General features: G+C 71.4%; 25 protein-coding genes and 1 pseudogene. 15 read left to right on the top strand and 11 right to left on the bottom strand.

Going from position 1 to position 25806, the window contains the following annotated elements; translation table 11 throughout:
- Nucleotides 1-40: 40 nt before the first annotated feature.
- A complete protein-coding gene (locus ACGFZK_RS14900; protein WP_393849352.1) occupies nt 41-724 on the bottom strand; it encodes a DUF305 domain-containing protein in 684 nt (227 codons plus the stop codon).
- An 84-nt stretch (nt 725-808) separates the two neighbouring features.
- Here ACGFZK_RS14900 and ACGFZK_RS14895 point away from each other — a divergent pair, with 84 nt between their 5' ends.
- Nucleotides 809-2293 (top strand): LVIVD repeat-containing protein, encoded by a 1485-nt coding sequence (locus ACGFZK_RS14895; RefSeq protein ID WP_393849263.1) that lies wholly within the window; start codon nt 809-811, stop codon nt 2291-2293.
- Nucleotides 2294-2295: 2 nt separating this feature from the next.
- On the opposite strand, the gene ACGFZK_RS14890 is transcribed toward ACGFZK_RS14895, so the two are convergent.
- From ACGFZK_RS14890 to ACGFZK_RS14875, 4 genes are all read right to left on the bottom strand, one after another.
- Nucleotides 2296-2934, bottom strand: coding sequence for a TetR/AcrR family transcriptional regulator (locus ACGFZK_RS14890; RefSeq protein WP_393849262.1), 639 nt, complete (start codon nt 2932-2934; stop codon nt 2296-2298).
- A gap of 102 nt (nt 2935-3036) precedes the next feature.
- Nucleotides 3037-3681: a phosphatase PAP2 family protein gene (locus tag ACGFZK_RS14885; protein ID WP_393849261.1), complete on the bottom strand. Its 645-nt coding sequence runs from the start codon at nt 3679-3681 to the stop codon at nt 3037-3039.
- A gap of 52 nt (nt 3682-3733) precedes the next feature.
- Nucleotides 3734-4675 (bottom strand): M56 family metallopeptidase, encoded by a 942-nt coding sequence (locus ACGFZK_RS14880; protein ID WP_393849260.1) that lies wholly within the window; start codon nt 4673-4675, stop codon nt 3734-3736.
- An 81-nt stretch (nt 4676-4756) separates the two neighbouring features.
- On the bottom strand, nt 4757-5275 hold the full coding sequence (locus ACGFZK_RS14875) for a DUF5134 domain-containing protein (protein ID WP_393849259.1): 519 nt from the start codon (nt 5273-5275) through the stop codon (nt 4757-4759).
- A 130-nt stretch (nt 5276-5405) separates the two neighbouring features.
- Between ACGFZK_RS14875 and ACGFZK_RS14870 the strand changes: the two genes are divergently transcribed.
- Complete coding sequence (locus tag ACGFZK_RS14870) at nt 5406-5945, top strand: GNAT family N-acetyltransferase (protein WP_393849258.1); 540 nt, start codon at nt 5406-5408, stop codon at nt 5943-5945.
- Nucleotides 5946-5963: 18 nt separating this feature from the next.
- Here ACGFZK_RS14870 and ACGFZK_RS14865 read toward each other — a convergent pair whose 3' ends face one another.
- Together ACGFZK_RS14865 and ACGFZK_RS14860 are read right to left on the bottom strand one after the other, a co-directional pair.
- A complete protein-coding gene (locus ACGFZK_RS14865; RefSeq protein ID WP_393849257.1) occupies nt 5964-6656 on the bottom strand; it encodes a glycerophosphodiester phosphodiesterase in 693 nt (230 codons plus the stop codon).
- A 190-nt stretch (nt 6657-6846) separates the two neighbouring features.
- Nucleotides 6847-7473 (bottom strand): PadR family transcriptional regulator, encoded by a 627-nt coding sequence (locus ACGFZK_RS14860; protein ID WP_393849256.1) that lies wholly within the window; start codon nt 7471-7473, stop codon nt 6847-6849.
- Nucleotides 7474-7522: 49 nt separating this feature from the next.
- On the opposite strand from ACGFZK_RS14860, the gene ACGFZK_RS14855 reads away from it, so the two are divergent.
- The 5 genes from ACGFZK_RS14855 to ACGFZK_RS14835 all read left to right on the top strand — a co-directional run bounded on the left by ACGFZK_RS14855 (nt 7523) and on the right by ACGFZK_RS14835 (nt 12844).
- Nucleotides 7523-8644 (top strand): LLM class flavin-dependent oxidoreductase, encoded by a 1122-nt coding sequence (locus tag ACGFZK_RS14855; protein WP_393849255.1) that lies wholly within the window; start codon nt 7523-7525, stop codon nt 8642-8644.
- Between the two features lie 236 nt (nt 8645-8880).
- On the top strand, nt 8881-10287 hold the full coding sequence (locus ACGFZK_RS14850; RefSeq protein WP_393849254.1) for a DUF6421 family protein: 1407 nt from the start codon (nt 8881-8883) through the stop codon (nt 10285-10287).
- Between the two features lie 26 nt (nt 10288-10313).
- Nucleotides 10314-11075: an SDR family NAD(P)-dependent oxidoreductase gene (locus ACGFZK_RS14845; protein ID WP_393849253.1), complete on the top strand. Its 762-nt coding sequence runs from the start codon at nt 10314-10316 to the stop codon at nt 11073-11075.
- Entirely contained in the window at nt 11054-12148 is a 1095-nt protein-coding gene (locus ACGFZK_RS14840; RefSeq protein WP_393849252.1) for a threonine aldolase family protein, read from the top strand. Before ACGFZK_RS14845 ends, ACGFZK_RS14840 begins: the two co-directional genes overlap by 22 nt.
- A gap of 87 nt (nt 12149-12235) precedes the next feature.
- The gene (locus ACGFZK_RS14835; protein WP_393849251.1) at nt 12236-12844 is read left to right on the top strand and encodes a transglutaminase family protein; all 609 of its coding nucleotides are present in this window, start codon (nt 12236-12238) and stop codon (nt 12842-12844) included.
- On the opposite strand, the gene ACGFZK_RS14830 is transcribed toward ACGFZK_RS14835, so the two are convergent.
- Complete coding sequence (locus tag ACGFZK_RS14830; RefSeq protein WP_393849250.1) at nt 12771-14042, bottom strand: MFS transporter; 1272 nt, start codon at nt 14040-14042, stop codon at nt 12771-12773. The genes ACGFZK_RS14835 and ACGFZK_RS14830 overlap by 74 nt on opposite strands.
- An 81-nt stretch (nt 14043-14123) precedes the next feature.
- Between ACGFZK_RS14830 and ACGFZK_RS14825 the strand changes: the two genes are divergently transcribed.
- The 3 genes and pseudogenes from ACGFZK_RS14825 (at nt 14124) to ACGFZK_RS14815 (ending at nt 16510) form a co-directional block, all read left to right on the top strand.
- Nucleotides 14124-14681: a CGNR zinc finger domain-containing protein gene (locus ACGFZK_RS14825; protein WP_393849249.1), complete on the top strand. Its 558-nt coding sequence runs from the start codon at nt 14124-14126 to the stop codon at nt 14679-14681.
- Between the two features lie 117 nt (nt 14682-14798).
- Nucleotides 14799-15990: pseudogene (locus tag ACGFZK_RS14820) on the top strand (alginate lyase family protein).
- Nucleotides 15991-16102: 112 nt separating this feature from the next.
- Nucleotides 16103-16510, top strand: a complete 408-nt coding sequence (locus ACGFZK_RS14815; protein ID WP_393849248.1) for a hypothetical protein — start codon at nt 16103-16105, stop codon at nt 16508-16510.
- Between the two features lie 108 nt (nt 16511-16618).
- On the opposite strand, the gene ACGFZK_RS14810 is transcribed toward ACGFZK_RS14815, so the two are convergent.
- Nucleotides 16619-17341: a lysophospholipid acyltransferase family protein gene (locus tag ACGFZK_RS14810; RefSeq protein WP_393849247.1), complete on the bottom strand. Its 723-nt coding sequence runs from the start codon at nt 17339-17341 to the stop codon at nt 16619-16621.
- 235 nt (nt 17342-17576) lie between these two features.
- Between ACGFZK_RS14810 and ACGFZK_RS14805 the strand changes: the two genes are divergently transcribed.
- From ACGFZK_RS14805 to ACGFZK_RS14785, 5 genes are all read left to right on the top strand, one after another.
- Nucleotides 17577-17906 carry a thioredoxin family protein gene (locus ACGFZK_RS14805; protein ID WP_393849246.1) on the top strand — a complete coding sequence of 110 codons (330 nt, stop codon included), beginning with the start codon at nt 17577-17579 and terminating at the stop codon, nt 17904-17906.
- A gap of 278 nt (nt 17907-18184) precedes the next feature.
- Nucleotides 18185-18763: a flavin reductase family protein gene (locus ACGFZK_RS14800; RefSeq protein WP_393849245.1), complete on the top strand. Its 579-nt coding sequence runs from the start codon at nt 18185-18187 to the stop codon at nt 18761-18763.
- Between the two features lie 200 nt (nt 18764-18963).
- The gene (locus ACGFZK_RS14795; RefSeq protein WP_393849244.1) at nt 18964-19749 is read left to right on the top strand and encodes an electron transfer flavoprotein subunit beta/FixA family protein; all 786 of its coding nucleotides are present in this window, start codon (nt 18964-18966) and stop codon (nt 19747-19749) included.
- A gap of 58 nt (nt 19750-19807) precedes the next feature.
- Nucleotides 19808-20770 carry an electron transfer flavoprotein subunit alpha/FixB family protein gene (locus tag ACGFZK_RS14790; protein ID WP_393849243.1) on the top strand — a complete coding sequence of 321 codons (963 nt, stop codon included), beginning with the start codon at nt 19808-19810 and terminating at the stop codon, nt 20768-20770.
- A 174-nt stretch (nt 20771-20944) separates the two neighbouring features.
- A complete protein-coding gene (locus tag ACGFZK_RS14785; RefSeq protein ID WP_393849242.1) occupies nt 20945-22243 on the top strand; it encodes a DUF6986 family protein in 1299 nt (432 codons plus the stop codon).
- A gap of 67 nt (nt 22244-22310) precedes the next feature.
- Here ACGFZK_RS14785 and ACGFZK_RS14780 read toward each other — a convergent pair whose 3' ends face one another.
- A complete protein-coding gene (locus tag ACGFZK_RS14780; RefSeq protein WP_393849241.1) occupies nt 22311-24584 on the bottom strand; it encodes a hypothetical protein in 2274 nt (757 codons plus the stop codon).
- Between the two features lie 217 nt (nt 24585-24801).
- The gene (locus tag ACGFZK_RS14775; RefSeq protein WP_393849351.1) at nt 24802-25788 is read right to left on the bottom strand and encodes a LacI family DNA-binding transcriptional regulator; all 987 of its coding nucleotides are present in this window, start codon (nt 25786-25788) and stop codon (nt 24802-24804) included.
- Nucleotides 25789-25806: the final 18 nt, after the last annotated feature.

Raw genomic sequence — 25806 nt, 5'->3', positions numbered from 1 at the left:
CCCGCAGGTGGTCCCAGCATGACACCGGCCTCCTCGGCCGTCAGCCCATCGCGCGCATCCGGTGGATCTCGGCGCTCTGGGTGGCCACCACCTCGGTGGCCATCTCCTCCACCGCCACGTTGTTCCCGCCGGCCAGCGCCTCGCCGGCCATCTTCACGGCGCCCTCGTGGTGGGCGGTCATCAGCGTGAGGAAGAGCCGGTCGAAGTCGGCCCCCTCTGCCGCGGTCAGTTCCCTCAGCTGCTGCTCCGTGGCCATGCCCGGCATCGCGCCGTGATCGTGGCCCTGACCGTGCCCGCCGGAGCCCGCGGCCGGGGCCGGATGGCGGGCCAACCACTTCTCCATCGCGCCGATTTCGGGCTTCTGGGCCGCCGTGATCCGCTCCGCCAGCCGCTTGACCCCGTCCGCCGCCGCCCGGTCCGGGGCCAGTGCGCTCATCGTGAGCGCCTGGCGGTGGTGTTCGATCATGCGCGAGACGTAGGTGTGGTCGGCGGCGTTCGGGCTGTCGTCGGGTTTCGCCTTCGCGGCCTCTTCGGGGGTGAGGTTCCGGGCCTTCTCGCCGGGTTTGCCCGGGGCGACGATCGTGGCCCGTCCGTCGCCGGCCCGGTCCGATCCGTCGTCCTGACAGGCGGAGAGCGTCAGCAGGAGGCCGGCGGTCGCCAGCAGCGCCCCTAATCGGCCGAGCCGCGCTTCCAAGACGGTCCGGACCCTGAGGTCTTTTGCCATGTCCATGGAAGGAAGATACTGCCGGGGTCCTGGTTCCGTTCCCCCCGTGGGCGGAACCGATCGGGCTCCCCATGGGAGGGCACAGTGACCTCGCTACACACCAGTCGGGTGCGGAACAGGAGGGTGGGGGTGGCCGTCGCCGCGGCCGGGCTGCTCACCACGCTCCTGGCAGCCGGACCGGCCGTCGCCACCCCCGACCCGGGTGACTTAGCACCCGGCAGCGGAAACCAGCAGAGCGCGGGCCTCGCCGAGGGCAGGGAGCTCGCCCCGGGCGACATCCCCGGCCAGGACGAGATCGTGCACAGTGCCAACATCAAGCCCTTGGCCAACATCCCCGGCAGCGACCCCACGGTGATCAACTCCGACCTGGCCTTCCAGGGCAGGTACGCCTACGCGGGCAACTACAACGGCTTCACGATCTACGACATCGCCAACCCCAAGGCTCCCAAGACCGTCACCCAGGTGCTCTGCCCCGGCGGCCAGAACGACATCTCCGTCCACGGCGACCTGCTCTTCCTCTCCACCGACTCCTCGCGCAGCGACGACTCCTGCAACAGCGTCTCGCAGCCCGCCACGGAGAAGTCCTCGTGGGAGGGCATCAAGATCTTCGACATCAAGGACAAGAAGAACCCCAAGTACATCAAGTCCGTCGAGACCGCCTGCGGTTCGCACACCCACACCCTGGTACCGGGCGACCGGGACGTCTATCTCTACGTCGCCTCGTACTCCCCGAACGAGGCCTTCCCCGACTGCAAGCCGCCGCACGACGGCATCTCGGTCGTGAAGGTGCCGAAGAAGGCGCCGACGAAGGCCGCGGTCGTCGCCTTCCCGATCCTCTTCCCCGACGGCGGCAACCCGGGCGGGCCCGACAACCCCGGCGTCTCCAAGACCACCGGCTGCCACGACATCACCGTGCTGCCCTCGAAGAACCTGGCCGCCGGCGCCTGCATGGGTGACGGCATCCTCTTCGACATCAGCAAACCCGAGCAGCCGCGGGTCATCGACCGGGTCCAGGACAACGTGAACTTCGCGTTCTGGCACTCGGCCACCTTCAACGAGCGGGCGAACAAAGTGGTGTTCACCGACGAACTCGGCGGCGGTGGCGGCGCCACCTGCAACGAGGCCACCGGCCCCAACCGGGGCGCCGACGGCATCTACGAGATCACCGGCCGCGGGGACCAGCGCAAGCTCGTCTTCCGCAGCTACTTCAAGATCCCGCGGCACCAGGCCGACACCGAGAACTGCGTGGCCCACAACGGCTCGCTGATCCCGGTCGGCGGCGGCCGCGACATCATGGTGCAGGCCTGGTACCAGGGCGGCGTCTCGGTGTGGGAGTTCACCGACTCCGCCCGGCCCAGGGAGATCGCGTACTTCGAGCGCGGACCGCTGACGACGGACCAGCTCGGACTCGGCGGGTCCTGGTCGGCGTACTACTACAACGGGCACATCTACTCGAACGACATCACCAAGGGCCTCGACGTGCTGAGGCTCGACGACTGGCGCACCGAGAGCGCCAAGTGGGTGTGGATGGACCGGCTCAACGTGCAGAGCCAGCCCGAGTACCGCTGACGTCAGGGGTGCGAGGGCTCTGAGGGAAACGTTCCGCCGGGCGGCCCGCCGTCCGGCGGAACGCCGAGCTCCCAGTCCAGCCCGTAGCGCTGGAACAGCTCGGCCCGCAGCCGGCCGGCCGGCATCGGGGCGCCCGGCAGCAGGATCGCCACGACCGCGCCCATCAGCAGGGCCCGCAGCAGCGGATAGTCCGTGTCCGGGTCCGCCGAGCCGTACCGGACGACGGTGTCCCGCAGCAGTTCCGCCAGCCGCTGCTGCTCGGGGCACTTCACGAAGCCCTCGGCCGTCAGGATGCCCGCCATGTGCGTGCGCATCAGCAGCGGTTCGTCCCGGGCGAGCCCCAGGACCGCGTCGACGGCACGTGCGAGCCGCTCGCGCCCGCACTCGCTGCGGGGCTCGCGCTCCAGCGCCGCGTACAGGGTGAGGTGCATCAGCCGGTGCACCGCGGACTGCAGCAACTGCCGTTTGCCCGGGAAGTAGTACGAGACCAGGCCGCGTGCCGCGCCCGCCCGGTCGGCGATGTCGCCGAGCGTCGTGGCCTCGTAGCCGTGCTCGGCCACGAGTTCGACCGTGGACTGCAGCAGCCGCTCCCGGGAACGTCTGCGCAATTCTTCATTGACCGATGCGCTGCGCGGGGACATGCTTACTCCTGCGTTGACTGGCTCCGAGCCAATATACTCAGCGCACGGGGTCGCCTGCTCTGGGTGACACGGGGGATCATCCAGGGCAGGCGCGCCGTACCCTCACCGCTCCGCCGGGTCGCAGCCGCGTCTGCGGACGGGCACGGATGTCGCGAGCGCCACCAGGGCCACCCCCAGGAGCCAGCCCGCCATCACGTCCGACAGCCAGTGCACCCCGAGGTACACGCGGGTGAAGCCGACCCCGAGCACCGAGACCACCGCCATCGCCCAGGCGGCCGCCGCCCACGGCGGGGCCGGGCGGGGGAGCAGCCACAGGAGCAGTCCGCACACCACCGTCGCCGTCATGGCATGGCCCGACGGGTAGGCCGCGTAATGCGCCGAGTCCACCGGATCCGACCACACCGGACGCTCCCGCCCCACCAGCGCCTTCAGCCCCTGCTGCACCGCCGCGGCCGCCAGCGTCACCAGAGCCACCCGCAGGGCCCGCCCCCGGTCGCCCCGCCACCACAACAGGACACAGGCGACAGCCGCCAGAGCCCGCATGGTCCAGGGGTCCCACACCCAGTCGCTGAGCACCCGCATGAACTGCGTGAGCGCGGGACGGGCCACGGCGTGGGCGTGCAGGTCCCGCGCGACCCGATCGTCGAACGCGAGCAGCGGCGGCCACCCCGCCACCACCAGCGCCGTCAGGACCGCCGCCAGCAGCGCACAGCCGATGCCCGTCCATCGCAACTGATCGTTCCGCATGGTGAAATCCTCGCACCGCCGCCCGTCGAGGGGCGGCGGGCAGCGCCGTGGCTCACTGCGCGAGAGCGCTCAGCCCCGGTACGAAGGCCACCACCAGCGGGACCGCCGGCACCAGCGTGGCCAGCGCCGTGAGGCGCAGCCGGCGGCCGGGGGACAGCCGGGGCGCCGCCGACAGCAGCCTGCGCACCCGCTGCGGAACGTGCGCGTGCTCGGTCGATGAGGTGCCGAACACCCCCCGGTCCTCGTTGAGTCCGACCAGCGCCAGCGCGATCGTCAGCCGCCCGAACCGCCGGGAGGCCACGTCGTCGGCGGCCATCTCCACCAGCCGGTGCATCTCCGCCTCGAAGGCCGCGAAGACCGGCACCTGCGGGAAGCCCCGGGACAGCGCCCGCGAACAGTGCAGCAGCCAGTCGTGCCGGGCCGCCGCGTGCCCCTGCTCGTGCGCCAGCACGGCGTCGAGCTGGCTGCCCTTCAGCCGGCCCAGTGCCGCCGTCGTGACCACCAGCTGCGGGGCCGCTCCCGGCAGCCACCAGGCGTCCGGACGCGGACCCTCCAGTACGACGAGCCGTGCGCCCGCCGGGTCCTCCCCGGGCAGCAGCGGGGCCCGTACCAGCAGTTCGCTGCCCTGCGCACGCCGCCGGGCCCGCGCCCGCAACACCTCACCCGTCAGCATCGCCCCGGTCCACAGCCCCCCGCCCGCCAGCACGAGCGCGGTGACGGCGGCCCACGGCCCGCCGGACGCGCCCAGGGCGTAGGCGTCGACCACCCCGCGCGGCGCGGCGGCGAAGAGCCGGCCCCGGACCGCCTGCCAGGCGGCCGCCGCGCTCAGCAGCATCGACAGCCCGAAGCACAGGAGCACCGCGCCGACCACGCACTGCCACACCCACAGGGCCACGACCGGCTCGCGCTCGGGCCAGCGGGCCCGGGCCAGCAGACGGGGAGCGAGCACCGCGGTCAGGGCGCCGAGCAACAGGAGTGCGGCGGGGACCATCATGGTCGCCAGCCTATGAGCGCCGGACTACCTGCGGGTACGCCCTCGCGCCATTGGTGACGCAGGACACGTCCGGCGGCCCCGTCACATCATGAGCAGCATCGCCAACATCCCCATTCCCATGGCGAGTCGGCAGGCGCGGATGAGCTCGGTGGGTCCGCCCGCGGTGATCAGCCTGGTTCCGCCGAGCATCACGTACCCGGCGTAGTAGAGGAGCAGCGCCCCGGTCAGCAGCGGCAGCCCGGCCCCCTGCGCGTGTCCCCGGCCGTGCCCGGCGCCCGATCCCGGGCCCGTCATCAGCATCATGTAGACCATCGTCAGCGAGCCCACCAGATGGTGCGCGTGGTGCGCCCCGCTCCGCAGCAGCCACAGGGCGTGCAGGGCCGCTCCGCAGAACACCACACCCAGCAGGGGAACCCGCCACCCGTCGGCGCTCCCGAAGGGCACGGCCATCAGGGCCATCCCGAAACCCATCACCGCCTCCCCGGCGGCCCCGCCCGAACCACGCACCCGCCGCAGGCAGTACGCACCGCTCACCGCGCACAGCAGCACCAGCAGCCAGGCGGAGACGGAGGTGGCGAGGGACGTGGCGGAACCGTGCACGGCGGAACCTCCCGGTTCGTCGGCGTCACGGGGAGAGATGCCCTCCTCACAGCACCCTCACGCGGCCCCGGGATACGCTCTCCCTGCCTTCCCGGCATGTCATATGCCGCCGCACTGAACGGAGCGCCCGATGTCGACCGCCCAGCATGCCGCCCTGAGTTTCCGCAGCGCCGTGGAGTCGGACGTACCGGAACTGGTGGTACTCGTCGAGTCCGCGTACCGCGGGGACGCGAGCCGGGCCGGCTGGACCACCGAGGCCGACTACCTGGACGGCCAGCGCACCGACCCGGACGGGGTCCGCGCCGTCATCGCGAGCCCGGACGGGGTCCTGCTCGTCGTCGAGCGCGCGGGCGAGCTCATCGCCTGCTGCCAGCTCGAACACCGGGGCGACTACGTCTACTTCGGCATGTTCGCCGTCCGCCCCGGACTCCAGGGCGCGGGCCTCGGCAAGGAGATCCTGGCCGAGGCCGAGCGCCGCGCCCGCGAGACGTGGGGCGCCAAGGAGATGCGGATGACGGTGGTGAACGTACGGGAGGAGCTCATCGCCTACTACGTGCGCCGCGGCTACGTGCGCACCGGCGAGCTGAGCCCCTTCCCCTACGGTGACGAGCGCTTCGGCGTCCCGCTCCGCGACGACCTCGCCTTCGAGCTGCTGGTCAAGTCGCTCTGAGCCGGGAGCCGGCCGCCGTCAGGCGGTGAAGCGGCCGGTGCTGCGGATCTCCGGGAAGTCCGTGGCCGCGCCGTCCAGTCCGAGCGCCCGCGCGAGCCGCAGCCGGTCCAGGGAGTCGACCGCCCGGCCCGTCACGCGCAGGCCCGCCGCGTGCGCCGACTCGACCGTCTCCAGGCTGAGCCGAGGGATGTCCACGGCGATCGTCGCGGCCCCCACCGCCAGCGCCCGGTCCACGACGGGACCGGCGTCGCCCTCGGGGGAGGCCGCGTACAGGGTGGTCCGTACGCCCGGCACCAGCCGGGCCGTCTCGGCGAGCACCGCCTCGTCGACGGAGGCGACCTCCACCCGGGAGGTCAGGTCGCGGCGCAGGATCAGCTCCGCGAGCACCGCGGCGGTGGCCAGGTCGCCCACGGCGGCCTGGAGGGGCACCCGGACCGCGTCCAGGACTTCCTCCAGGACCGGCACGCGCTCGCCCTGCCCGGCGTCCAGCTCGCGCAGCTCGGCCAGGGTCAGATCGGCGACGGCCCCCGAGCCGTCGGTGGTGCGGTCCACCTCGGGGTCGTGCACGGCGACGAGGGCTCCGTCCTTGCTCAGGCGCAGATCCAGAGCGATGACGTCCATGCCGCAACGTTCCGCTCGGAGGTACGACCGCAGGGTGTTCTCCGGCTCTACACCCATGACCCCGCGGTGACCGATGGTGAGGAAAGTCAAGGTTCTCTCGCTTCCGTCGACGGCGGCTCCGCGCGCGGCTGCGGTGTCCCGACCGCCCGCGCGTGATGAGGTCGCATGCTAATGCGCCGCGGGTGCGAAGGGACCGGGCGTGCACGGCCCCGGAGGAGCGCCCCCGCCGCTTCCCGCCAGGGTTGTGCGCCCCTCCGGGGCCGGTGCCGCGGCCGGCGCGTCACCCGGGCGTGGGCGCGTCCCCGCCGGCTTGACGGCCTTGGTCCTCGGGAGCCTGCCCGAGCCCGTCCAGGTCGGTGAGCAGGGCGTTCGCGAGCTCCAGTTCGGCCAGGTGCTGGCGCTCGCTCCAGCGCAGCGCAAGGGCCGGGAAGGTCCATTCCGGAACGCCGCTCGCGTGCTCCATGGCCTCCCGTACGGCGGACAGCTCGCCCCGGGTGCGCTCCAGGTGCTCGCCGACCATCGCGCGCAGCCGCTCCGGCTCGGCCAGATGGCCCAGCCAGATCCGCAGCAGCAGCCCGTGCTTGAGCACGGGGGGACCGGCCTCGGTGGTGTCGGCGGCCCAGCCGGCCAGCGCGCCCCGCCCCGCGTCGGTGATGGCGTAGCGCCGCTTGGCCCGCGCCTCCTCGGGTCCCGAGCGCGCGGAGGCCGCGTAGCCGAGCTCCTCCAGACGGCGCAGCTCCGCGTAGATCTGGCTGATGGCCGGTGACCAGTAGAAGAAGCGCAGGGAGGAGTCCGCCCACTTCTTCAGCTCGTAGCCGGTCCGCTCGCCGGGGAAGGAGAGCAGGCCCAGGACGGCCCACGCGGTCGGCGGTAGCTCTTGCTTCTTCGACTCCTGACTACTAGTCATATTTCGAATTGAAGTGAGACCGGGTACGCGACGCAACCCTGGAGGCACAGTGGAATTCTCCGTGATCTTCGAAGCTCAGCTTGCCGACCCGACGGTGGAACGGGAGCACCAGGTCATCCGCGACTGCGTCGAGCAGGCCGTACTGGCCGAACGCATGGGATTCGACCGGATCTGGGCGGTCGAACACCACTCCCTGAAGTGGTACGCCCACATGAGTGCCCCCGAGATCTTCCTGACCTGGGTCGCGGCCAGGACGAACACCATACGCATCGGCCACGGCGTCGTGTGCATGCCCTTCAACTTCAACCACCCGGTGCGGGTCGCCGAGCGGGCCGCCATGCTCGACCTGCTGTCGGGAGGGCGCCTGGACCTGGGGGCCGGGCGCGGCGGCACCGAGCAGGAGACCTCGCTGTGCGGGGTGGACCGGGACCGCACCACGGCCGAGGTCGAGGAGGCCCTGCGGATCATCGGCAGGGCCTGGCAGGAGGAGGAGCTGGAGTACCACGGCGAGCTGATCGACATAGATCCGCACCCGATCCTGCCGCGGCCGCGGCAGACCCCGCATCCGCCGCTGTTCCTGGCGTGCAGCCGGGGCGAGACCCTGGTCCGGGCGGCCGAGCTGGGGATCGGGGCGCTGGTGATGGGGTTCGCCGGCCCCGATTCCATCGCGCAGATGCGCTCCGTCTACGACGCCGCGATCGCCGGGCGGGACGGGAGCCGCTTCGTGTCCTGCGTGCTCAACGACCACTTCTCCGTGCTGTGCCCGACCATCGTGCTCGACGACCGGCGGGAGGCGCGGCGGATCGGCACCCGCGGGCAGCGGTTCTTCGCCCAGTCCATCGGCCACTGGTACGGCGGGGCGGGCATCCCGGACGAGGCCGTGGTCGCGGGGGCCGACGAGGCCGCGGAGATGCGCCGGGCCGCCGAGCAGGTGGTGGCCCGGCTGCACGAGCTGGACATCCCGGTCCGGCCGGCCTCGACGGCCACCTTCAACGCCGACCACGCCTACGGGACCGCCGACGACGCCATCGCGTACGTGGAACGGCTGAGGGAGGCGGGGGCCGACGAGGTCATGTGCCTGATCCAGATGGGCACCGTGGAGCAGGAGGCCTGCCTGGAAACCCTGCGGCAATGGGGCGAAAAGGTCATTCCACACTTCCGGGGCGTGTGATGTGCGCCTCTGCCGCCCTCGGGGCCCCGTCCGCCCCCACGGGGCCGGAGGGTGGCCGACCGGCCGGGGAGGCCTTGGCGCAATTGGGCGGAGTGGTCGGTTCCGCACCGACGAACGGGAAGACTTTCGGTGAAGGAGGGGGTGACGCAGGATAATTTCCCGAGTTCCCTCTTGAGGGGAAGAGCGTCGCGCGCATACGCTGCCCGTACGTGAGGTTCTCCTGTGGAGGAAGTGACATGACGGAAACTCTTGTGCCCGGTACCGGCGGCGCCGTGATAACCGCCGGAGCGCGGGTGGTCGACCACCCCGCGTGGCCCGAGCTCAAGGCCGCCGTGGAGGAGATCCGGCCCTGGCAGGCCAAGGACGGCTCCATCGACTTCGAGGTCGAGGGCGCGCACGGCCGCGCCACCGTCCTCGCCGCGGTGGAACGCGTGATCGAGGCCGTCGAGACGCTGTCGCCGCTGCTCCCGCACGGGGCCGCGTACCACCGCGCGCTCGTCGCCGACCTGCGCAAGTGGGCCGCGGACGACTTCAAGGTGCCGGACTTCCTCGACTCCCTGCTGGCCTTCCACCCGGCCGCCGAGCGCGCCGACGGGCTCCAGCACCTCGTCGTCTTCCCCATGTACACCCAGAACGGCAACCTGGACCGCAACCTGGAAGCCGTCGTGCTCAAGATGGTGTGGCCCGAGTGGCTCGCCGAGCTGGAGCGCACCCGGTACGACAACCCGCTCTTCCTCGGCATCACCTTCGAGGACTTCACCCCGGGCTACGACACCCACTCCGCCGTGCTCTTCCCGGAGACCATCGCCGTGCGCGAGGCCCCCGAGCGCTTCACCTGGGGCGGCATCTTCTGCGACCGCGAGGCCGCCCGCTACCGCAAGGTGACCGAGGCCGCCGTCGACATCCTGGGCATCGACCTGCCCGAGGACATCGCCCGCATGGTCGAGGACCAGGAGCGCTGCGAGAAGGCCTTCGTCCTGTGGGACATGGTCCACGACCGCACCCACAGCCACGGCGACCTGCCGTTCGACCCCTTCATGATCAAGCAGCGCCAGCCGTTCTGGATGTACGGCCTGGAAGAGCTGCGCTGCGACCTCACCGCCTTCAAGGAGGCCGTGAAGCTGGAGTCCGAGGGCAACGAGCACGGCCGCGACGTGCAGTACGCCGTCCTCTTCGACCGGATGTTCCGCTTCCCGGTCTCCGGCGACCGCAACCGCAACTACGACGGCCTCGGTGGCCAGCTGCTCTTCGCCTACCTCCACAAGCACGACGTCGTGCGCTGGACGGACAACAAGCTGAAGATCGACTGGATGCGCGCCCCGCAGGTCACCAACCAGCTGTGCGCCGAGATCGAGGACCTCTACCGGGCCGGCATCGACCGCCCGAAGCTCGTCCACTGGTTCAAGGCGTACGAGCTGGTCGCCACCTACCTCGCCCCGCACCCGGGTTCCAAGTGGGCCAAGGGCCCCGACGCCCTGGACATGACGCAGCCGCCGCGCAAGCTCGTGGACGACGTGCTTCCGGACGAGTTTCCGCTCAGCATGTTCTTTGAGGCCCTCGCCAAGAAGCTCAAGGCGACGATCGCCTCGACCAAGGGCATCACCGCCCTGAACGCAGAGCAGGCCGAGCGAGTCGCCGCGTGAGCGCTCGCCCACAGGAGGCTGCACAGATGAACGGCTCCGGGAACGGCAACGGAAAGCTGCACGGAGCGGTGGTGGCGGTGGCCGGGGCCGGCGGGCCCGCCGGCCGCGCCACCCTGCTCCGCCTCGCCGAGGCGGGTGCGGTGGTCATCGCGTCCGACGCCGATGCGGCGCGGCTCGCGGATGCCGTGGACGCGGCACGCTACGCCCACGGTGGCGCCACCATCACCGGTGACACCGTGGACCTGCTCGACCTGGAGGCCACCAAGGCCTGGGCCGAGCAGACCGAGAAGGAGTTCGGCCGGATCGACGGCCTGGTCCACCTCGTCGGCGGCTGGCGCGGCAGCAAGACCTTCACCGACGCAGACCTCGCGGACTGGGCCTTCCTGGAGAAGCTCCTCATCCGCACCGTCCAGCACACCTCGCTGGCCTTCCACGACGGGCTGCTGCGCAGCGACCGCGGTCGCTACGTGCTGATCAGCCAGTCCGGAGCGCACAAGCCGGTCGCCAACAACGCCGCGTACAACGCCGGCAAGGCGGCCGCCGAGGCCTGGACCCTGGCCATGGCGGACTCCTTCCGCAAGGCCGGGGGTGACGAGGGCCCCGGCGCGGCGGCTGCGATCCTGGTCATCAAGGCACTGGTGCACGACGCGATGCGCGCCGAGCGTCCCAATGCGAAGTTCGCGGGCTTCACCGACGTGAAGGAGCTGGCCGAGGCCATCGCCGGCGTCTGGGAGCGGTCCGCAATCGATGTGAACGGACAGCGTCTGTGGCTCACTCCGCAACCGTGAGAACCGAGGCCGGGAAGACCGACGCCCGGCGCCACCACGACCCGGCGGTGCGAGGTTTCGCGAGCGACAACTACGCGGGGGTGCATCCGGAGATCCTGGCTGCCGTCGCGCTCGCCAACGGCGGCCACCAGGTCGCCTACGGCGAGGACGAGTACACCGAGCACCTGCAGAAGGTCATCCGCAGCCACTTCGGGCCGTACGCGGAGGCCTTCCCGGTCTTCAACGGCACCGGAGCGAACGTCACCGCCCTCCAGGCGATGACGGACCGCTGGGGCGCGGTGATCTGTGCCAAGAGCGCCCACATCAACGTGGACGAGGGCGGCGCACCGGAACGGATGGCGGGCCTGAAGCTGCTCACCGTCCCGACCCCGGACGGCAAGCTCACCCCCGAGCTGATCGACCAAGAGGCCTGGGGCTTCGAGGACGAGCACCGGGCGATGCCGCAGGTCGTGTCGATCACCCAGAACACCGAGCTGGGCACGGTCTACACCCCGGACGAGATCCGGGCGATCTGCGAGCACGCCCACCGGCTCGGCATGAAGGTCCACCTCGACGGTGCCCGGATAGCCAACGCAGCGGCCTCGCTCGACGTGCCCATGCGTGCCTTCACCAATGCCGTCGGCGTGGACGTGCTGTCCTACGGCGGCACCAAGAACGGCATGATGTTCGGCGAGGCCGTCGTGGTGCTCAACCCGGACGCGGTCCGGCAGATGAAGCACATCCGCAAGATGTCGATGCAGCTCGCGTCCAAGATGCGCTTCGTGTCGGTGCAGCTGGAGGCCCTGCTCGCCAAGGACCTGTGGCTGCGCAACGCCCGGCACGCCAACACGATGGCGCAGCGGCTCGCCGCCGGCGTGCGCGAGACCGACGGGGTGGAGATCCTCTACCCGGTGCAGGCGAACGCGGTGTTCGCGCGGCTGCCGCACGAGGTCTCGCGGCGGCTGCAGAAGCGTTACCGCTTCTACTTCTGGGACGAGACCGCGGGCGACGTCCGCTGGATGTGCGGCTTCGACACCCAGGAAGAGGACGTGGACGGCTTCCTCCAGGCACTGAAGGAAGAGCTCGCCCGCTAGGAGCGGCTCTCTCCAGAGGTCTGCATATTTATGCCATCGACCGTAAATCTATTGATTTACGGTCGATGGCTTGCCTATGCTCCGGCCATGCAGCTGATCCAACAGAGCCCCGATATTCACGCCTACTTGGCGTCCAGCGAGGCGATCGACCACTGGCATCCGGTCGTACAGGAAACCGCCGACACGCTCTGGTCCGCCACCGGCGATGCATACTCATACGCCGGGGCCGCCTTCGAGTTCGTCCGTGACACCATCCCGCACTCCGGCGATTCCGGCGACCTCCGCGTCGCCTGGCGCGCTTCCGACGTCCTCACCACCCGCAACGGCATCTGCTACGCCAAGGCCCACGCCCTCGTCGCCCTGCTGCGCGCCCAGGGCATTCCCGCGGGCCTGTGCTACCAGCTTCTCGCCGACGACGACGGTACGAACCCCGTGGTGCACGGGCTGATCGCCCTCCGGCTCCCCGGCAGCGCCCGCTGGTCCCGTCTCGACCCGCGGGGCAACAAGCCCGGTGTGGACGCCCGGTTCGACCTCGACCACGAGCAACTGGCCTTCCCCGTACGCCCCGAACTCGGCGAGGTCGACTACCCCGAGCTGTACGCCGCTCCGCATCCGGCCGCGCTCAAGGCCCTTCAGGAGTCGGCCGACCGGCTGCAGTTGTGGCGGAACCTTCCGGTGGCTCTGCCGACCCGCTGAGTGCGGGGCGTGCGGGCTGCGCGGGCGGTGCGGGTCGTCCCGGCCGCCGCGCGGCCGTCAGGGCGTGCAGCAGCGCCGACGCGAGCAGCAGTGAGGCGATCCCGGTCAGCAGCGCCGCCGCGGGCGCGTCGGCCGCGATCCCCGCCAGGGCCGCCCCGGCCGACGCGGCCGTCAGCTTCAGCCCCGCACCCAGGGTGAACACCTGCGTCCGCACCCCCTCCGGCGCGTACTCCGAGCGGATCCGCAGCGTGGCCGTCAGCAGGGGCCCGTCGCACACTCCGGCCACCGCGAACAGCGCCGCCGTCACGGCCACGGAGGGGGCGAGGGCCGCTGCCGCGAGGGCCGCCCCCGTCCCGGCCAGCGCCCACCGCACCAGCCGGCCGGGTGCCACGGAGGTGATCCGGCCCAGCGTGAGCGAACCGCCCAGCGCGCCCACCGCGAAGGCCGTCATCAGCACGCCCCCGCCGCCCGGGCTGCCGAGCTCGCCGGCCAGCAGCACCGAGGTGGTGGTGAGCGAGCCGATGCCGACGAAGCCCAGGGTCGTGGCCGAGGTGACGGCCCGCAGCTCGCGGACCCGCCACAGGGCCGCGAGGCCGGCGCCGAGCCCGGCCCGGGGTGCGCCCGGGACCCGGGCCGCGCCCTGGTCCTCGTACGGGAGGGTCGCCGCCAGCGCCGCCGCCAGGGCTCCGGACGCCGCGAGGACGGCCATGGCGGGGCCGGCCGAACCCGTCGCCGCGACCAGGCCGACCGCCGCCGGGGCGGTGACCGCCGCGGCGTTGTAGGTGGCGGCGTCCCAGCCGTACGCCCGGTCCCGCCCTGGCCCGGCCGGGACGAGGCCGGTGACCAGGCTGGACAGTCCGCCCGTCACCATCGGCCCGCAGGCGCCCCCGCACACCGCCACGGCCAGTACCAGGGGCGCCGGAGCCCGGCCGAGCAGTACGGTCAGCGCCGCCACGGCCGCCGCGAACCCGGCCAAGGCGCCCACGTGGAACAGGCGCGGGCTACGGGCCCGGGCCGCCACGGCGCCCGCGAGCGGAGCCGCCAGGACGTGCGGGGCCAGCCAGGCCGTCAGTACGAACGCCCCGTGCGCGGCGCTCCCGGTGCGCTCCAGGGCGAGCAGCACCACGGCCATGCCCATGCCCTCCGAGGCGATCCGCGCGGCCAGTGCCGCCGCCAGATACCGCCCGAACCCGCCCATGCGACCCCTCCCCGGTATGCTGTAACGCGATAGGCGATCAAGACGTTACGCCATGTCGGTGTACGGCGAAAGGACATGAGGATGGGGGATTCCCGAGGGGGCTTCCAGGCGGCGCGGCGGCTGATCGACCTCGCCGAGGCGGTCCGTGCGAGCCCCGAACTGCCGCGCACCGCGCTCGCGGAGCTGCTCGCCGCACACGGGGAGCGGCCCGCCGACCTCACCGAGGAGTCGTTCCCCGAGGCGAGCGCCGCCGAACTGCGCGCCGCGGCCCGGCGGATGGCGGCGGTGCTCGCCGAGAGAGACGAGGACCGTGCCGCCGGGGCGCTCAACGTCTTGTTCGAGGAGTGCGGCACCCGCCCCCGGCTCACCCGGCACGACGGCCACCCCTGGCACCTGCACGTCGACCGCGGTGAGGAGGCCGGCTGGGGCGACTGGTTCCTCGCCTCCGGAGCCCTCGCGCTCGCCCAACTGCTCACCGAGTACGGGCGGATCGCCTGGGGGGCCTGCGCCGCCGCGGGCTGCGGACGGTTCTTCCTCGCCACCGGGCCGGGGAGCGCGCGCCGTTACTGCTCCAGTGGGTGCGCCACGCGGGCCAGGGTCGCCGCGCACCGGCGCCGCAAGCGGGAGGGCGAGGTCTGAGGGGGCGGGTCGAGGCAGCCGGCCTGATAGGAAACCTTCTTGTCAGACATCGTTGTCACTTGGCATGGGCATGAGTATCTTCGGGCCACCGGAACCCCTCCCACCGGAAGGCCCCCCATGCGTTTCGGAATCCCCGCCGGTCTCACCGCCCTGGCCCTCGGCCTCGCGACGACCCTGCTCCCCGCCCCCACCCTCGCGGCGCCCCCGGCTCCGGCCGCACCGGCCGCCGTCGCCCCCGCGGCCTTCGCCCACCCCGGAGTCCTGAACAGCCGCGCCCAACTGGACTTCGTACGCGCACAGGTGCAGGCAGGCCGGCAGCCCTGGAAGGCGGCGTACGACCAGATGCTGGCGAGCAAGTACGCCTCGCTGTCGCGCACCCCCGCGCCGCGCGAGGTCGTCGAGTGCGGCTCCTACTCCACCCCGGACAACGGCTGCTCCGAGGAGCGAGAGGACGCCATAGCCGCCTACAGCCACGCACTCGCCTGGTACATCACCCGGGACGCCCGGTACGCGAAGAAGTCGATCGAGCTGATGGACGCCTGGTCCGCGAAGATCAAGGACCACACCAACAGCAACGCGCCGCTGCAGAGCGGCTGGGCGGGCTCGACCTGGCCGCGCGCCGCCGAGATCGTCAAGCACACGTACACCGGCGGCTGGCCGAACCAGGGGCGCTTCGGGACCATGCTGCGCGAGGTCTACCTGCCCGAGGTGATCAACGGGCGGCCGAACAGCAACGGCAACTGGGAACTGATCATGATGGACGCTGCCGTCGGGATCTCGGTCCACCTCGACGACCGCGCGAGCTACGACCGGGCGATGACCGTCTACCTGGGCCGCGTCCCCGCCTACTTCTACCTGGCCTCCGACGGCGCGCAGCCCGCGTACCCGCCGCGCTCGTCGATCGACACCCGCGCCGAGCTGATCGACTACTGGCACGGCCAGAGCACCTTCGTGGACGGGCTCGCGCAGGAGACCTGCCGGGACTTCGGCCACACCGGGATGGGGATCGCCGCGGCCATGCACGTCGCCGAGACGTCGCGGATCCAGGGCCGTGACCTCTACCCGCAGTTCAAGGACCGGTTGCGGCACGCGCTGGGCTTCCACGCCACGTACGAACTGGGCGCGGCCGTGCCCTCCTGGCTGTGCGGCGGGAAGCTGACCAAGGGCATCGGCCCGGCGACCGAGGTCGGCTACAACGCCCTGCACACCCGGCTCGGGGTCTCCCTGGAGAACACGCCGCCGCCCGGCGGGCACCGAGAACCACTTCGAGGCCTGGGAGACCCTGACCCACGCCGACAACCCGAACTGAGGTGGGAGGTTCTTCGATCCGTCAAGCCACGAGATTCAGGGGCGTGACGGGACGCGACGGGCCAGGCGTACTGGAAGGGTCCAATCCGGCTTCCTTCAGGAGGAGAACGGCCATGACCCACCCCTTTCGAACCCGACGCCTCACCCTGCTCGTAGCCTCGACCGCCATTGCAGCGGGAGGCGTGCTCGTACCCACGACCGCCTTCGCCGCCACCCCGGCGACGCCGCCCACGGTGGTGGCGGACGTCGCCGACGATGGGGCGCGCGTTCTGGACGGTGGGCAGCAGTGGCAGTGCGTGGCCGCCCCGTGCGAGCCGCCCGGCGGCGCCACCGACAGGTGGGACCACGACAGGTGGGACCACGACAAGTGGGGTCACCAGGACAAGTGGGACCGGCCCGGCACGTGGGGTGAGCACCCTCCCGGCAGGAACGACAGCGACAGGGTGCGCGTCCCGGACGGGGAGTCGCAGTGGCAGTGCTTCGCCGCTCCGTGCGAGCCCCCGAGCGGTGCCCGGCCCTGAGGCCGAGTACCCGGGCCGTGACCCCGGCCTCCCGGACCACTACGGGGTCTGGGAGGCCGAGGCCGTCTCTTCCGGCCTACGTCATGAGCGGAGAATGCGCGGAGGGGATCAGCCCGCCTCGCGGACCTCGGCCGCCGTCGGCGCGGTGCCGCCCAGGTGGGCCGGGAGCCACCACGAGTCGTCGGCGCCCTTCGGCTTGTCCGGGTAGGCGCGCTGCGCGGCGTCCAGCAACTCCTGCACGCGCTCGCGCAGCCGGCGGGTGATGGCGCCGGCGTACTGGTCGGCCGGGGCCTCCACGGGCTCGCCCACGCGCATCGTCACCGGGATGTGGCTGCGCTTGAGGTTCTTCGGGCGGCCCTTGGTCCACAGCCGCTGGGTGCCCCACAACGCCACCGGGATCAGCGGGACCCCGGCCTCCTGCGCCATGCGCGCCGCGCCCGACTTGAAGCTCTTGAGCGTGAAGGACTGGGAGATCGTCGCCTCGGGGAAGACACCGATGATCTCGCCGGACCGCAGCGAGTCCAGGGCGTGCTGGTAGGCGTCCTCACCCTGCTTGCGGTCGACGGGGATGTGCTTCATCGCGCGCATCAGCGGACCGGACACCTTGTGCCGGAACACCGACTCCTTGGCCATGAAGCGGACCAGGCGCTTCTGCGGTCGCGCCGTCAGGCCGGCGAAGATGAAGTCGAGGTATCCGATGTGGTTCGACACCAGGACCGCACCGCCCTTGCGGGGGATGTTCTCGGTGCCCTTCATGTCGATGCGGATGTCGAGCGCGCGGAAGAGACCGTGCGCGGCGCCGATCACGGGAGGGTAGACGAGCTCAGCCATGGTGGGGAGACCCCGCTTTCTGCCTGGGGAGGTGCTCCCGGCCGGAAGTTACGGAAGCGTAGGTACGCGACCATGGGGATCGTGCCCCATACGCGGCCTGCTGGCCAGTCCACAGGCCCCTACCCGGGGAGATTCTCATCACGCCGGGAATGTCGTGGGCCCGTGGGGTGCTCCGATCCACGGATGAGCGTACGAGGATGACGTACGCACACGAAATACGGCGAGGGGAGCGCGGGTGCTCGGGCAGGACGAGACGTGGACCCGGCTGGGAGCCGCCGAACTGGGCGCGGAGCCGGGGGAGCGGGCCAGCCTGGTGCAGTTCTCCAGCGCTTTCTGCCAGCCCTGCCGGGCCACGCGGCGGATCCTCGCCGAGGTCGCGGCGATGGTCGACGGGGTGGCGCACATCGAGATCGATGCCGAGGAGCGGCTCGAACTGGTGCGGGCCCTCGGGATCGAGAAGACCCCGACGGTGCTGGTCCTGGACGCGGCGGGCCGGATCGTGCGGCGGGCGGCGGGGATGCCGCGCAAGGTGGACGTGATCGCCGCCCTCGGCGCCGCCGTATGACGGGCGGCCCCGGCGGCGGGCCGGTCGGCGACAGGGCCCCGAGGGCGCCGGTGCGCACGCCCGCACACAGCGTGACGCGCCTGACATCTGCCCGATCTCGCTTGACTGTGTCCACGGGAGATCGCCACGCTGGCGGTATGCGGTATGAACTCCTGCTCTACGGACGGGTCCATGTGGACCTCGTCCGCCACGCGAGCGCGCGCTGTTGGGATCACTGAAAGCCCCGGCCCCCGACCCCGACAGCGCCCGCGTGTCCCGCGGCAGAAGGCAGAACCCTGATGACTGCTCCGACAGTCCCGACGGTCCCCACGGCTCCGTCCCCCCGTTCCCCCCGTTCCGGTACCGGCGCAGGCGCCGTCACAGGGCCCGCCGCAGCCCGTCCCGGCTCGCCCGACCTGTTGCGTTCGGTCTTCCGGCAGCACGCCGCCGGGGTCGCCGTGATCACCGCCCAGGACGGCGGCCGCCCGGTGGGCTTCACCGCCACCTCGCTCAACTCCGTCTCCGCCGACCCCCCGCTGCTGTCCTTCACGATCGGCACCGGGGCCTCCACGTGGCCCGCGGTGCGCGACAGCGAGTACCTCGGCGTGCACATACTCGGCGAGCACCAACGGGAACTGGCGGGCCTGTTCGCCCGGAGCGGAGCCGACCGCTTCGGCCCGCCGACCGGCTGGGCCGTCGGCCCGCACGGGGTGCCGGTGCTGGACGGCGTGCTGGCGTGGCTGGTCTGCCGGGTGGTGGCACGTGTGCCCGCCGGTGAACATCGTGTGATCATCGCTGAGGCAGTCGTCGGGGATCCCGCCGGCGAAGGCCGCCCCCTGCTGTACCACCAAGGACGGTTCAACGCGTTGCGCGACTGAATCGTCCCTGCTTGGACGGGTCGGACGGCGTTGGGCAGATCACAGCTCGGCAGCCTTGCGACTTGACCGGACCCACGGTGTACTGACGAGTAACATTCCCTTCGGAGCGCGGGCCGCCCCGACCGGGATCCGCCCGACAAGGCGCCTATGCTGCCTGCACAAGGCGGTACCAGAAAAGACGATGCGGTAGGAGAGCCGGCGTGAGCCTGAGGATCGTTGTCTGTGTGAAGTACGTGCCCGACGCCACGGGCGACCGGCAGTTCACCGAGGACTTGACCGTCAACCGTGACGACGTCGACGGCCTGCTGTCGGAGCTCGACGAGTACGCCGTCGAGCAGGCGCTGCAGATCGCCGACGAGGCCGACGATGCCGAGATCACCGTCCTGACGGTGGGCCCCGAGGACGCCAAGGACGCGCTGCGCAAGGCGCTGTCGATGGGCGCCGACAAGGCCATCCACGTCGAGGACGACGACCTGCACGGCAGCGACGTCATGGGTACCTCGCTGGTGCTCGCCAAGGCGATCGAGAAGGCCGGCTACGACCTGGTCATCACGGGTATGGCGTCGACCGACGGCACCATGGGCGTGCTGCCGGCGATCCTGGCCGAGCGCCTGGGCGTCCCGCAGGTCACCCTGCTCTCCGAGGTCAAGGTCGAGGACGGCACCGTGACCGGCCGCCGTGACGGCGACACCGCGAGCGAGCAGCTGGAGGCCTCCCTCCCCGCGCTCGTCTCGGTGACGGACCAGTCGGGCGAGGCCCGCTACCCGTCCTTCAAGGGCATCATGGCCGCCAAGAAGAAGCCGGTGGAGTCCTGGGACCTGTCCGACCTGGACCTGGAGTCCGAAGAGGTCGGCCTCGAGGGCTCCTGGACCGCGGTCGACTCCGCGGCGCAGCGCCCGGCCCGCACCGCCGGCACGATCGTCAAGGACGAGGGCGAGGGCGGCAAGCAGCTGGCCGAGTTCCTGGCCGGCCAGAAGTTCATCTAAGAACCTCGGCCACCCCTCTTAGCCCCCAGACACTTCGCAATCGCAGGAGAGCAGTCCCATGGCTGAAGTTCTCGTCTACGTCGACCACGTGGACGGCGCCGTCCGCAAGCCCACCCTCGAGCTGCTGACGCTGGCCCGCCGCATCGGCGAGCCCGTCGCCGTCGCCCTGGGCGCCGGTGCCGACGCCACCGCCGCGGTGCTCGCCGAGCACGGCGCGGTCAAGGTCCTCACCGCCGACGCCCCCGAGTTCACCGAGTACCTCGTCGTACCGAAGGTGGACGCGCTCCAGGCCGCGTACGAGGCCGTTTCCCCGGCCGCCGTGCTCGTCCCGTCCTCCGCCGAGGGCAAGGAGATCGCCGCACGCCTGGCCGTCCGCATCGGTTCGGGCATCATCACCGACGCCATCGACCTGGAGGCGGGTGACGAGGGTCCGGTCGCGACGCAGTCCGCCTTCGCCGCGTCGTTCACCACCAAGTCCCGTGTCTCCAAGGGCACCCCGGTCATCACCGTGAAGCCGAACTCGGCCCCGGTCGAGGCCGCTCCGGCCGCCGGCGCCGTCGAGGCGCTCGCCGTCACCTTCGGCGCCCTGGCCACCGGCACCAAGGTCACCGGTCGCACCCCGCGCGAGTCGACCGGTCGCCCCGAGCTGACCGAGGCCGCGATCGTGGTCTCCGGCGGCCGTGGCGTCAACGGTGCCGAGAACTTCGGCATCATCGAGGAGCTCGCGGACTCCCTCGGCGCGGCCGTCGGCGCCTCGCGCGCCGCCGTCGACGCCGGCTGGTACCCGCACTCCAACCAGGTCGGCCAGACCGGCAAGTCGGTCTCCCCGCAGCTGTACATCGCCTCCGGCATCTCGGGCGCGATCCAGCACCGGGCCGGCATGCAGACCTCGAAGACCATCGTGGCCATCAACAAGGACGCCGAGGCCCCGATCTTCGACCTCGTCGACTACGGCGTCGTCGGCGACCTGTTCGCCGTCGTTCCGCAGCTGACCGGCGAGATCAAGGCGCGCAAGGGCTGACCTGCGCTTCTCTTCGTAGCTTCGCTTCTCCGGGGCCGTGTGGTGATTGTCACCACACGGCCCCGAGTCGTTTGTCCAGGACGGCCGGGGGACCATTGACGGAGCGGAACCCCGTGACTAAATTCTGCTATGCGGATCTAAGCTTCCGTGAAGCGGAAAAGAGGAGAGTGCACGATGGGTCAGCAGGAGAAGGTGGCGACGAGCCTCGCAGGCGCGGTCAGCGAGGGCATCAGCGCCTCCCTCGCGCCGGTGGACGCGGAACTCGCGCGCCACTACCCGGGCGACCCCGGCACGCGCCAGCCCATCCACACCGTCTACGTACCCGGTGACGTCTTCGCCGCGGACACCATCCGCTCCTGGGGCGACCAGGCCCTCGCCGCCCTCGACGAGCACGCCCCGGACGCCGCCACCTTCGCCAAGGTGCTCGGCATCTCCGACGAGCTGGCCGTACCGGTCTACGACCGCGTCCGCGCCAAGCTCCGCAGCGAGCCCATCGAGGACCTCCGCGTCGACTTCGAGGACGGCTTCGGCGTCCGCTCCGACGAGGAGGAGGACCAGGCCGCGGCCCGCGCCGCCCGCCTCGTCTCGGAGGCCTTCTCCAACGGCACCAACGCGCCGTACATGGGCATCCGCATGAAGTGCATGGAGTCCAACGTCCGCGACCGCGGCATCCGCACCACGGACATCTTCCTGTCCGGCCTGCTGGAGCACGGCGGCCTGCCCGAGGGCCTCGTCCTGACCCTCCCCAAGGTCACCTACGCCGAGCAGGTCAGCGCCTTCGTCAAGCTGCTGGAGGCCTTCGAGACCACCCGAGGCCTGCGCGCGGGCCGGATCGGCTTCGAGATCCAGATCGAGACCAGCCAGTCCATCGTGGCCTCCGACGGCACCGCCACGGTCGCCCGGATGATCGAGGCCTCCAAGGGCCGGGCCACCGGCCTGCACTACGGCACCTTCGACTACAGCGCCTGCGTCGGCGTCTCCGCCGCGTACCAGTCGAGCGACCACCCCGCCGCCGACCACGCGAAGGCGATCATGCAGGTCGCGGCCGCCGGTACCGGCGTACGCGTCTCCGACGGCTCGACCAACGTGCTGCCGATCGGCACCACCGAGCACGTCCACGAGGCCTGGAAGCTGCACTACGGCCTGACCCGCCGGGCCCTGGCCCGCGCCTACTACCAGGGCTGGGACATGCACCCGGCGCACCTGCCGACCCGCTACGCGGCCGTCTTCACCTTCTACCGCGAGGGCCTGGAGACCGCTGCCGCACGCCTGAAGGCGTACGTCGCCAAGATCGAGGGCGACGTGATGGACGAGCCCGCCACCGCCAAGGCCCTGGCCGGCTACCTGGTCCGCGGCCTCGACTGCGGCGCGGTCGGCACCGACGAGGTCACCGCCCTGACCGGCCTGACCCGCGCGGAACTGGACGCCTTCGCGATCCCCCGCCGCTCGGCAACCCTGACGTCGACCAACTGATCCCTGCAGGCCGGTCCGCGAGGCCGGTCCGGGGTTGCCCCCGGACCGGCCTCGCGGCATCTCCCCCTCAGTCGAGGGTGAACCTGCTTTCGTCCGCCACTTCGGTCAGGATGTCCGCCACGGCCTTCAGGAAGCCGTTCTTGTCGGGGGAGGCCGCCACGGTCGGGATGGGGGCGCCGCGGCCGAAGACATCGGCGTCGATGATGCGGGCCCGGGCGAAGGTCGATTTCGGTCCGTGCTGCCGGTAGGCGTCGAGCCACGCGTTCTGGACGTCGTCCTTGAGGCACTGATTGGTCAGCGCGTACAACTTCCCGGTCACGGCGCTGGAAATCTCGTTGATCACGGCCTGTCGTTCCTCCTCGGTCGGCTCGCCCCCCTCCCAGCGGACGGGGCGTTGCAGCATGAGGAAGATCTGCACCTGGAGTTCCGTGCGAAGGTCGGCGACCGGCCTCAGGGAGTCGTACTCGTCGCCCCAGCCCTCGCCCAGCCTCCGCGCAAGGGCCTTCACCCGTGTCCAGTGCTGTTTCGGTGCGTCCGGGTTGTACGTCAGGCCGAGTAGGCCGCGCCACCGGGCGTGGAAGTTGCGGGTGGCCGCGCTGACCGCGAGGGAGAGGTTCATGCGGTCGAAGGCCGGCCGGGCCGGCCCGGTGTCCGGTGCTGCCTCGTCGGCGGAGAGGTCGGCACTGAGGGAACGCATTTGACCGATCGTCCGTTTCCCCTCCCTCCCGCCGGCATCCAGCGACTTGTGCATTCCTCCGACGAAGTAGCAGTGCCGTTCGAGCTGGGTACGGAGAGCGCGTTCGCCGATGGGGCCGAGCTCTTTCCCCATGGCGTTCAGGACGTTCTCGACCGAGGCGAGGACATGGCGCCGCCGGTCCGAGAAGCGCGGAAGGTTGTCGGCCTGCATGTGGTCGAAGTGAGTGAAGAGGAAGTGCAGTTTGCCGGAGTTGCCGGACACCGCAACGGCCTTGAGCGCGGCGACCGGCGCCGCCTGCATGGGCGCGGTTGCGTTGTCGACGACGAGGATCGCGTCCACCTCGTCGATCCGCTTCGCCAGGTCCGTGGAAACGGAGGCCACCGACTTCGGGGTGTGGCCGAGTCCTTCGACGTCGATCAGGACGAGGCGGTCGCAGGCTTCCGCCCAGGTCGGGACGAACGGTCCGGCGACCCGGATCCCGTTCACCAGCGGCGTCAGCAACCGACCGAAGAGGGGTGCGTAGTTGCTGGAGAACCGCATCACGGTCTTCAGGAAGACGGCACGGTCCTCGGTCTCCAGCGACCAGCTGAGCGGCCAGCCCTGGCGGGTGCGGCGGAGCTCGCCCTCTCCCAGCAGGGAGAACCTGAGCTCGATTTCGTGCAGCAGGTTGTCGACGACGGCGTGGAACTCCTCCAGCGCGCGAAGGTCGGTGTCGAGCGTCTCCTCCACGATCTCCTCGACGACCCTGGCGTCCTCGTCCGTGGCCCGCAGTTCCTCGCGTGCGTTGACGGCGTACTTCTCGACCATGGAGCGCAGCCGGGGGACGGTCTGGACGAGCATGGTCACCGTGGCGGACGGATCGATGACGTCCAGGTCGGCGAGGCCGAGAACGTCCTCGGCGGCGCCTTCCTCCTCGTCGTCCTCGTCGTCCTCGTCGTCGAGGAGGTCATCATCCGCCGGGAGTTCCGGTCGTCCCAGGACGTAGCTGAAGCGGAAACGCTGGTTCACGTGGTCCACGAGACGCCGTAGGGCATCTTCTTCGGACTTGCCCTGGAACAGGGCGAGTGCGGCGGCCGAAACGTTCTCCGTGAGGTGGTCGATGACTTCGTCACGGCCGGCGAAGGTGACGGCCGCCCGGTACGGCCCTGTTTCGGTCAAAACGATCTCGGTGTCGGCCACGGTGGTCTTGGCGGTCGACGTGGACGGGAACCGTTCGGTCTCCGGATCCGTGCCGAGCAGCTGCCGTACTACCGTCGTCTTGCCGGCACCGGTCGTGCCGACCAGCAGAACGTGCTTGTAGCCGTCGGCAGCGCCGGGCAGCGGAAGGAGGTCATCCCGGATCTTCCGGAAGTCGGTCCTGCTGGTCTCGAGGTCCTCGTAGAACACGTCTACGACACGACTGTCGAAGAGCCCCGCGGCCTGCTGACGGCAGTGCGGTTCCCAGAGGGACTGCGTACGCAGGATTTGATTGAGCTGCTCGACCAGTACGTCGGCTTCGGCGTCCACCGACGTGCCCAGTCCGCGCCGCACCCGTCTGCCCGGCCGGCCCGTGGAGGGGTCCAGGCGCACCGGGTGGCGGAAGATGACGGACCACCCCTCACGCCCCTGGCTTCGGCTTCTCTGCGCGGTGTAGTGCGGGCTCATGGGTGCCTCCGGTTGTTCCCCGTTGTTCCCGGGGTCGCGAGGCTGGCAGAGCCCTGGCGGAGCGTCAAATCCCTTGCAGGAGTGGGCGAACGGGCGATCGACCCACGCACGGCGTCCCGGCCGGTCCGGTGGCGGCCGCCACGGGGCAAACGCGCTGCGTGCGCGTGGTGTGCGGCCGGTCCGTGCGCCTGACGGCGCCCCTCACCGTGGCCGAACTTCAGTTCGCAGGGGGGAGTTCGCCCGAGCCGCGGGGGATCAGGCGGGTCGGGAGTTCGATGCGGGACGGGGTCAGGTCGGCGCCCGCGAGGCGTTGGAAGAGGCGGTCCGTGGCCACCCGGCCGAGGGCCGCCGGGTCCTGGGCGACCACCGTCACGCCAGGGCGGAGCAGATCGGCCAGCTCGAAGTCGTCGAAGCCGACCAGTGCCACCGGCCGGCCGAGCGCCGCGAGGACCCGTACGACCGTGACCGTCACCCGGTTGTTGCCGGCGAAGACGGCGGTCACCGGGTCCGGGCCCGTGAGCATCGCCCCGGCCGCCGCCGCGACCCGCCCCGGGGCCGTCGACCCGAGCGAGATCCAGGCATCGGACACCGGCAGGCCCGCGTCCGCCATCGCCGCACGGTAGCCGCGCAGGCGCTCCGCCACCGTGTGGATGCGGGGCTGGTCACCGATGAAACCGATCCGGCGGTGGCCGCCCGCGATCAGGTGGGCCACCCCGCCCCGGGCGCCGCCGAAGCTGTCCGAGAGGACGACGTCGGCCTCGATCCGGCCCGCCGGGCGGTCCACGAACACCGTGGACACACCGGCCCGCATCTCCGGCTCCAGATAGCGGTGGTCGTCCCCGGCCGGGATCACGATCAGCCCGTCCACCCGCCGGGCGCACAGCGCGAGCGCCAACTCCCGCTCCCGGTCCGGGTCCTCGGCGCTGGAGCCGTTGATGAGCAGCGCCCCGTGCGCGCGGGCCACCTCCTCCACCGCCCGGTTCAGCGGACCGTAGAAGGGGTCGGCGAGGTCCTCCAGAACCAGGCCCACCGTGGCGGTACGGCCCTTGCGCAGCACGCGGGCGCTGTCGTTGCGGCGGAAGCCGAGGGCCTCGATGGCCTGCTGGACCCGCTTCTCCGTCTCGGGGGTGACTCCGGGCTCGCCGTTCACCACGCGCGACACCGTCTTCAGGCCGACGCCCGCCTGGGACGCCACGTCCTTCATGGTCGGCCGGTTGCCGTA

Source organism: Streptomyces sp. NPDC048257, from assembly GCF_043201855.1.
GTDB lineage: Bacteria > Actinomycetota > Actinomycetes > Streptomycetales > Streptomycetaceae > Streptomyces.
The sequence above is the reverse complement of the archived record's forward strand: the minus strand, read 5'-3'. Positions and strand labels throughout refer to the sequence as shown.